Genomic DNA, 8,219 nt, shown 5'->3' on the forward strand with positions numbered 1-8,219 from the left:
CTTATTCCCCTAGAAATTGAGGTTTTCTCTTTTCTATGAAGGCTGCAATCCCTTCTTTATGATCGAGTGTTTGCCCGGCAATTTTTTGGGCATGGGCTTCCTTTTCAAGCATTTCATTAAGATTGGAATCCCAGCTTTGATACATATATCTTTTTATTAAACCAATTGTTTTCGTTGGCATATTTGCTAACTTTCCGGCAAAAGCTACTACTTCCTGTTCCCAGTTTTCCATTACGATGACATTAGTGACTAGCCCATATTCTTTCGCAGTCTCAGCAGAAATTTTTTCACCTAGTATAGCTAATTCCATTGCTTTTGCATGACCAACAATTCTCGGCAGATAATAAAAATTACCGGTATCAGGCACCAAACCAATATGAATGAAAGCTTCTATGAAACTAGCTTTTGAAGAAGCTAATCTGAAGTCACATGCTAAGGCAAGGCTCATACCAGCACCAGCGGCAATTCCATTTACAGCTGCGATAATCGGCTTTTCCACGGATGCTATTTGTCTTACCATCGGATTATAATACTTTCTTATATGCTCTCCATAATCGGCATTTACCTCAACATCTTGAAGGTCTTGACCAGAACAAAACGCTCTACCAGCACCTGTAATAACAATTGCTCTTACTTCCTTATCACTTGCTGCGACGCTTAATGATTTCGTGATTTCTTCTTTCATTTTTGCATTTAATGCGTTTAATTTATCCGGACGATTCATGGTGATACATGCCACATGATTTCTTACTTCATAAAGAATCGTTTCAAACATCCTATTCCCACCTTTATTGTCCTTTAAAATTCGGCTTTCTTTTTTCCATAAACGCATTCATACCTTCTTTTTGATCATCTGATGCAAAAAGTAAGTAAAAATTTTTTCTTTCAAATTGCATTCCTTCGTATAAGGAATAATCTACTGCTTTAGAAACAGATTCTTTTATTAGACGTACAGAAAGAGGAGCTTTGTTCGCAAGCGTCTCGGCATAATGAATCGTTTCCTCCAACAACACCTCTTTTGGAAATAATTTATTTACTATTCCTAATCGGGATGCTTCATCAGCATTCCTCATTTCTCCTGACCATAGCCATTCTAAGGCTAACGTCTTCCCAATTAGCTTTGTGAGTCTTTGCGTTCCACCAGCCCCGGGCATAACGGCTAAATTCACCTCAGGAAACCCAAATTTAGCATCTTCTGCTGCAAATAATAAATCACAAGCTAGTGCTAATTCAAATCCTCCTCCTAAGGCAAATCCATGCACTGCACAAATAACTGGCTTTTTTAGAAGTGAAAGTCGGTCCCAATCCTCAAATTGGTTTAAAAGTTCAAGGCTGACTGGATTATCAGCAACCATTTCATCAATGTCCGCACCCGCAGCAAACGCTCTTCCATTACCGTAAATAACCATCACACGAATATTTTCATTTTGTTCGAAGTTTTCTAATGCCCGTACAATCTCTGAAACCATTTGGCGATTTAAGGCGTTCAATACCTTTGGACGATTAAGTATGACCAAGCCGAGCTGATTTCTAGTCTCAACTTGTATGTACTTATATTCAGCCATTTACTTCTTCACCAAACATGAATGTTACAAGATCCCCTGCAAAGCCCATTACATCCTTACCTGATGCCTTTGCTTCCTCCGTTTTGGATGCTTCTTTAAAGGCTTCCTTGCTGTCATAATACATTTCACACATTAAGTAATAGGGACTTGAACCTGACATTTTTGTGATTTCTACTTTTTTAAGTCCTGGAATTTTTTCTGTTATTGGCATATGTGTTTCAAAATAATATTGGTCAAATTTCTCTGTGTCCTCTGGTTTTTTAAATAAAGCGATCATTTTATACATTGTCATACATCCTTCCTTTTTATGATTTATTTTGTATAGATTGTAGTTTTCAGGAATAACCACTGGCCATTACTTTCCTATACAGGCACTTGCTTTCAGCGGGGAGGAAGTCGAGCCTCCTCGACGTTCCGTCTGCGGGGTCTCGAATTTCCTCTATATCCCGCAAGAGTCAAGTGCCTTTCGCTACAATCAGCCCTACGTTTCCATATTTGTTAAAAACAACAATCATTTTTAGAATACAGGCTATAATTTTGTAAGAATTCGTGCCGTAATTTGTGTATACGTTCTATCTAGTTTTCGTACCGAATAAAACCTATTCACGTGTACACATGAAGCTAAATCCACAATTGATCCTTACATTAAAGTAGATATCGGCTTCATTGCCTCAAATGGATTTTTGCAGCTTTTGCAATACAAAATGCTTCTGCAGGCTGTAGGACCGAAAAGATTCTCCATGGTTGTATAGTGAGAACCGCAATATGGACATTCTACATCCCATAATTCCTGATCTTCTATAAATATTGGTGGTGGAGCTATTCCGAATTTTTTTAGATTTTCTTTTCCTGTTTCCGAAATTCGGTCGGATGTCCAAGGAGGGTCAAATACAAATTCCACTTCTACATCTTTTACTCCCTCCACCATATGAATAGCTTCCTTTATATTCTTTTTAATAATTTCTAATGCAGGACAGCCAACAAATGTAGGAAGCGCTATAATTTTCACATTTCCATTACTTCCAAATTGGACATCCTCAACCATCCCGAGGTCCAGTACACTAACTGAAGGAATTTCAGGGTCCTTTACATCCTCCAATTTCTTTAGAACATTTAATTGTAATGTTTCAATCGACTCCACTTATTACCCTCACCTTTCTTAAGAGATAAGAAAGTATAAGTTTTTTATCTCGAAAATTATCTAACAAGTTTAGACTCTGTCTAGCTCCAACGCCTATCGGCTAGCGGATTTCTTACCAAGTTGCTTGTGGATCGAGCTTATATACTTCACTTAGGGTGGATAATGCTTGGTTTATATCCTCTGTATGCACTCCTGATCGACCATCTCCTTTTTTGGCACTTGGAAATCCGGGATAATCGATACCCACCTTTTCAAAAACCTGTTTCATTTCAGCTTCCCATTTTTGCTTAAAGAAGTTTTCTTCCTCTACTAATTTATATTTTGAAAATTCTTGTCCATGTGTTCCATATGAAAGAACACCGGCGAATTCATCCCAAACTTTTTGAATCGCTGCTTGCATTCGTGTTTTGGCTTCTCCTCCGCTCAAAACGAGCTGGTTGAACCAAACTTTCCAGTGCATAACATGATAATATTGCTCCATTTTCATTTTAGTAGCAGCTTGTGCCAGAGGTATATACGATGATTGTTTCAAAGCTTCCAATTTTAATTTTTTATAAATATCATAGAAATAATGTCGAACTACTGTAAATGCCCAATCATAGTTTGGATTTTCTAAATAGGAACCTGTTCCATTCATTAACTCTAGTAATATTGCATTTTTTCGTTCCAATGCTTTTCGCTCATGTGCTAGCATATCTGCGGAACCTTCCTCCAGCGACTCAAGGAGTTCATAGTACATAACCGCATGTCCCATAGTAGCTTGGTTAATCGAAGCATATGCTATGTCCTCTTCAATATGAGGTGCCAAGCCCAGCCATTCTGAACCGCGAAAAGCAAGGATAAAATCATCGTCTGCCAGCTGGTATAAGAGCTCCACTAAAGCTGCCTTATATTCCTTATTTTGAATCGCTTCCTGCGGCGTTGTGATTTGGTCCATTTTGCTTTCCTCCCCATGACATAATTTCTTTCTCATCCAGAACTTGTTGCTCATATTTCCGCCATTTCTTTTTCAAATAGCCATATCCTTTTGTAAGGCGGTATTCTTTATTGTCCAGTCGTTCTAATGCATTTTTATCTTCAGGATTTAGCTTCGTAATATCAGATCGTTTCACAACCCAAATATCTACTACCGGCTCCCGTCTCATGAAATTTTCCTGAGCCATTACTAATGCCATTTCATCGTTTGGTGCAAGTAGGCTAAATTGATGCTGGAAATCGGATTTGTGATTTCGTTTACTAAACACTTCAAAGACATGGTAAAATTCTTTGTTTTGCAAAGACCTCATCCTTTCTATTTTTATGCGGACACTGGTTCCGCTATTTCTATAAAAATCATCATTTTATCGGTGTTGGAGGACACACATTCCGCTATTTGTATAAAATCACTATAAAACCGCTGCGATTTACTCTAATAGCGGATCCTCTGTCCGCTTAACTACTAATTTCAGCTATTTTGTCACAGATAACGGATCCTCTGTCCGATAGGTAACTCATGGCCATTTATGCGGACTCTGGTTCCGCTATTTCTATTAAAACCATCATTTTAACGGTTTTGGAGGACACACATTCCGCTATTTGTATGAAAACCATCAATTTAACGGTTTTGGAGGACACACATTCCGCTATTCGTATAAAATCACTATAAAACCGTTGCAATTTACTCTAATAGCGGATCCTCTGTCCGATAGGTAACTCATGTACTTTTATGCGGACACTGGTTCCACTATTTCTATGAAAATCATCATTTTATCGGTGTTGGAGGACACACATTCCGCTATTCGTATAAAATCACTATAAAACCGTTGCACTTTACTCTAATAGCGGATCCTCTGTCCGCTTAACTACTAATTTCAGCTATTTTGTCACAGATAACGGATCCTCTGTCCGATAGGTAACTCATGTACTTTTATGCGGACTCTGGTTCCGCTATTTGTATAAAAACCATCATTTTAACGGTTTTGGAGGACACACATTCCGCTATTCGTATAAAATCACTATAAAACCGTTGCACTTTACTCTAATAGCGGATCCTCTGTCCGCTTATCTACTAATTTCAGTCATTTTGTCACAGATAACGGAACCTCTGTCCGCTAGGTAACTCATGTACTTTTATGCGGACTCTGGTTCCGCTATTTGTATAAAAACCATCATTTTAACGGTTTTGGAGGACACACATTCCGCTATTCGTATAAAATCACTATAAAACCGTTGCACTTTACTCTAATAGCGGATCCTCTGTCCTCTTATCTACTAATTTCAGCTATTTTGTCACAGATAACGGATCCTCTGTCCGATAGGTAACTCATGTACTTTTATGCGGACACTGGTTCCGCTATTTCTATAAAAACCATCATTTTAACGGTGTTGGAGGACACTCATTCCGCTATTCGTATAAAATCACTTATAAATCGCGGTAATTTACTCTAATAGCGAATCCTCTGTCCGCTTATCTACTAATTTCAGCTATTTTGTCACAGATAGCGGATCCTCTGTCCGCTAGGTAAATCATGTCCATTTATGCGGACTCTGGTTCCGCTATTTGTATAAAAACCATCATTTTAACGGTGTTGGAGGACACTCATTCCGCTATTCGTATAAAATCACTATAAAACCGTTGCACTTTACTCTAATAGCGGATCCTCTGTCCGATAGGTAACTCATGTACATTTATGCGGACACTGGTTCCACTATTTCTATGAAAATCATCATTTTATCGGTGTTTGAGGACACACATTTCGCTATTTGTATTAAATCACTATAAAACCATTGCTATTTACTCTAATAGCGGATCCTCTGTCCTCTTATCTACTAATTTCAGCTATTTTGTCACAGATAACAGATCCTCTGTCCGATAGGTAGTAAAATAACTATTCTCTACATTACTGCACTATTCGAACCTAATGCTTCTCGAACCCATTTGCTATTTTCGAATGCCATTCTTCTAAGCTGTAATCGCGACTGTGATTTTGGTCCATGACCAGCAATAATCTTTTTGAATTCAGACCAATCAGGCTGCTGATATACCCATTTGCCTTTTTCCTCATCAAAATACATGGTGTCGTCCGGAAGTTTAAAACCAAGCGCTAAAACCCTCGGTACATATTTCGTAAAGAAATCCTGACGTAGATCTTCATTTGTTTTCGTGCGTATTTTATATTTGATGGTGATATCTTGCTTTGAAGTGCCGGTAGTTTCGGCACTTGCAGGACCAAAGAACATTAGTAACGACTGCCACCAGCGGTTAATCGCCTCTTGCATCATTTCCCTTTGCAGTTCTGAACCTTCCGCTAATGCCATAATAATGGATTCTCCATGCTGGGCATGAAACACCTCTTCTGCACAAATACGAAGCAATGCACGTGCATAAGGGCCGTAGGATGCCTGAAGCATATTCGTTTGGGTCATAATCGCAGCACCATCGACAAGCCAGGCGATAATACCTGCATCTGCCCATGTCGGCGACTCCATATGAAACACATTATGAAATTTTAAATCGCCATTTAAGAGATCTTCCATTATGTCTTCTCTGTTTTTTCCTAATGGCTCCAGAAGATCCTCTACTACTCTAAGAAGAAGTTGACCATGACCCATTTCATCCTGCACTTTCGCCATAATGCCTAGTTTTTTCCGTAATGAAGGTGCCTTTGGAACCCATTCCTTTTCCGGCAATGCCCCCATGATTTCGCTAATGCCATGCATCGAAATAAGTTTAATTAAAGTATTTCGATACTCATCCGGCATCCAATCGTCTGCTTCTATCTTTTCCCCATTTTCAATTCGTTCTATAAAATGCTGTAATTTTTCTTCCTCCGTAAATTTAGAAAAATCAACTGTACTCATATCGGATCCCCTTTCTTTTTTCATGATGATTTCATTTTTTCATCACTTCTTTACGATGATCAATAACTCTTACAGCTTTTCCTTCCGAGCGCTGAATGCTTTTTGGCGGAAGTAATACGACTTTCATTGTCACATAGCAATAGGATTTCATTTTCTCTTGTATTTCTGCTTTTAATGTTTGTATTATTGGAGATTCTAGATTCTGTGATGTTTTATGAAAAAGCTCTTCTTTTAATTCTACGTGTAGCTCTACTTCGTCTAAGGAGGATGTTCTATGAAGTTGTAATTGATAATGAGGTGCTATTTCTTTTATTTGAATCAAATGATGTTCAATTTCAGATGGAAAAACATTGACACCTCTAACGATAATCATATCGTCAATGCGCCCTTTCACTCTCGACATGCGAGTTGTTGTTCTTCCACAAATGCATTTCGCTTTGGTTATCGATGCAATATCTCCTGTACGATATCGTATGATTGGAAGCGCTTCCTTTTTAAGACTAGTAAAAACGAGTTCACCTACGGTCCCTTCAGGCACTGGTTTTAATGTATGAGGATCAATGACTTCTACTAAAAAATGGTCTTCTGCAATATGTAAACCGTCCTGTCCAACACTACATTCCATTGCTACTCCAGGTCCAACTACTTCACTTAATCCATAAATGTCACAAGCCTTAATATCAAAAAGCTCCTCTAATGTGTTTCGCATTTCATCGGACCACGGTTCTGCCCCGAAAATTCCATATTTTAAAGAAGTCTTTCTCGGATCCTTCCCCATCTCTGCCATTTTTTCTCCAATATTCAATGCATATGATGGTGTTGAACAAAGAATAGACGGCTGAAAATCCTCGATGATAGAAATTTGTCTCTCCGTATTCCCTCCGGAGATTGGGATAACGGTAACCCCTAATTCTTCTCCTCCAAAATGAAGCCCAAGCCCACCTGTGAATAAACCATATCCATAAGCATTTTGGAGAATATCTTCGGGTCCAGCTCCAGCGATGGCAATTGCCCTCGCAACGATGAGCGCCCAATCCTGAATATCTTTTTTAGTGTATCCGACTACAGTTGGTTTTCCACTTGTCCCTGACGATGCATGTAAACGAACAAGCTCTTTTTGTTTGGAAGCAAATAAGCCAAATGGGTAATGATCTCTTAGATCTTTTTTCGTTGTGAAAGGTAATTTCTTTACATCTCCTATTGTTTGTATGGCAAGTGATGAAACATTATTTTCTTGTAGCATTTTTCGGTAAAACGGAACATGCTCATAAACTCTTTCAATCGTTTTTTGCAAATCATGAAGCTGCTGATTCTCGATGGATGTCCTTTCCGCAGTTTCAATTTCATGCAAAATCATATATTTCCTCCTTACCCAATCATTAATATGACGTATTTTTCCCGTCTGCATATTTTATCGTCACACTTTATTATAGAATACGACCTTGAATCTCAATTGTCAATTTGATTCTGAAAATTCAACCTCCTATTTTAAAAAAGGACTATGAGCAACTAGGTAGCAAACTTGGTTTTTTTCGTCCCTCATAAAAGCTCGTTTAAAATCGAGTAGGAGGAGGTGATTAACCTCCGTCCTCTCACACCACCGTACGTACCGTTCGGTATACGGCGGTTCGAAAGTTTTATGGTATCAAATTATTATATGGGAAAGTTGCTTC

At 38.5% G+C, this 8,219-nt stretch carries 8 protein-coding genes; all 8 read right to left on the minus strand.

Annotated features, from left to right (window positions below):
- Nucleotide 1 precedes the first annotated feature (1 nt).
- The 8 genes from AC3WJF_RS18225 to AC3WJF_RS18260 all read right to left on the minus strand — a co-directional run bounded on the left by AC3WJF_RS18225 (nucleotide 2) and on the right by AC3WJF_RS18260 (nucleotide 7,903).
- Complete coding sequence (locus AC3WJF_RS18225) at nucleotides 2-775, minus strand: enoyl-CoA hydratase-related protein (RefSeq protein ID WP_492454740.1); 774 nt, start codon at nucleotides 773-775, stop codon at nucleotides 2-4.
- Between the two features lie 13 nt (nucleotides 776-788).
- Nucleotides 789-1,565, minus strand: coding sequence for an enoyl-CoA hydratase-related protein (locus tag AC3WJF_RS18230; protein WP_492454741.1), 777 nt, complete (start codon nucleotides 1,563-1,565; stop codon nucleotides 789-791).
- Entirely contained in the window at nucleotides 1,558-1,851 is a 294-nt protein-coding gene (locus AC3WJF_RS18235) for an EthD family reductase (protein WP_492454753.1), read from the minus strand. Before AC3WJF_RS18235 ends, AC3WJF_RS18230 begins: the two co-directional genes overlap by 8 nt.
- Nucleotides 1,852-2,205: 354 nt before the next feature.
- Nucleotides 2,206-2,706, minus strand: coding sequence for a 1,2-phenylacetyl-CoA epoxidase subunit PaaD (paaD, locus tag AC3WJF_RS18240; protein WP_492454742.1), 501 nt, complete (start codon nucleotides 2,704-2,706; stop codon nucleotides 2,206-2,208).
- Nucleotides 2,707-2,818: 112 nt separating this feature from the next.
- Nucleotides 2,819-3,643: a 1,2-phenylacetyl-CoA epoxidase subunit PaaC gene (gene paaC / locus AC3WJF_RS18245; protein ID WP_492454743.1), complete on the minus strand. Its 825-nt coding sequence runs from the start codon at nucleotides 3,641-3,643 to the stop codon at nucleotides 2,819-2,821.
- The gene (paaB, locus tag AC3WJF_RS18250) at nucleotides 3,603-3,983 is read right to left on the minus strand and encodes a 1,2-phenylacetyl-CoA epoxidase subunit PaaB (RefSeq protein ID WP_492454744.1); all 381 of its coding nucleotides are present in this window, start codon (nucleotides 3,981-3,983) and stop codon (nucleotides 3,603-3,605) included. Before paaB ends, paaC begins: the two co-directional genes overlap by 41 nt.
- A gap of 1,597 nt (nucleotides 3,984-5,580) precedes the next feature.
- Nucleotides 5,581-6,546 carry a 1,2-phenylacetyl-CoA epoxidase subunit PaaA gene (gene paaA / locus AC3WJF_RS18255; protein ID WP_492454745.1) on the minus strand — a complete coding sequence of 322 codons (966 nt, stop codon included), beginning with the start codon at nucleotides 6,544-6,546 and terminating at the stop codon, nucleotides 5,581-5,583.
- Between the two features lie 31 nt (nucleotides 6,547-6,577).
- Nucleotides 6,578-7,903, minus strand: coding sequence for a phenylacetate--CoA ligase family protein (locus tag AC3WJF_RS18260; protein WP_492454746.1), 1,326 nt, complete (start codon nucleotides 7,901-7,903; stop codon nucleotides 6,578-6,580).
- Between the last annotated feature and the right edge of the window lie 316 nt (nucleotides 7,904-8,219).

The sequence above is a fragment of the Heyndrickxia sp. FW510-T9 genome, from assembly GCF_058781025.1.

Bases quoted from the DNA above. Each gene is read 5' to 3' on its own strand.
- AC3WJF_RS18225 (WP_492454740.1), bottom strand. From the start codon at position 775: ATGTTTGAAACGATTCTTTATGAAGTAAGAAATCATGTGGCATGTATC.
- AC3WJF_RS18230 (WP_492454741.1), bottom strand. From the start codon at position 1,565: ATGGCTGAATATAAGTACATACAAGTTGAGACTAGAAATCAGCTCGGC.
- AC3WJF_RS18235 (WP_492454753.1), bottom strand. From the start codon at position 1,851: ATGTATAAAATGATCGCTTTATTTAAAAAACCAGAGGACACAGAGAAA.
- paaC (WP_492454743.1), bottom strand. From the start codon at position 3,643: ATGGACCAAATCACAACGCCGCAGGAAGCGATTCAAAATAAGGAATAT.
- paaA (WP_492454745.1), bottom strand. From the start codon at position 6,546: ATGAGTACAGTTGATTTTTCTAAATTTACGGAGGAAGAAAAATTACAG.
- AC3WJF_RS18260 (WP_492454746.1), bottom strand. From the start codon at position 7,903: ATGATTTTGCATGAAATTGAAACTGCGGAAAGGACATCCATCGAGAAT.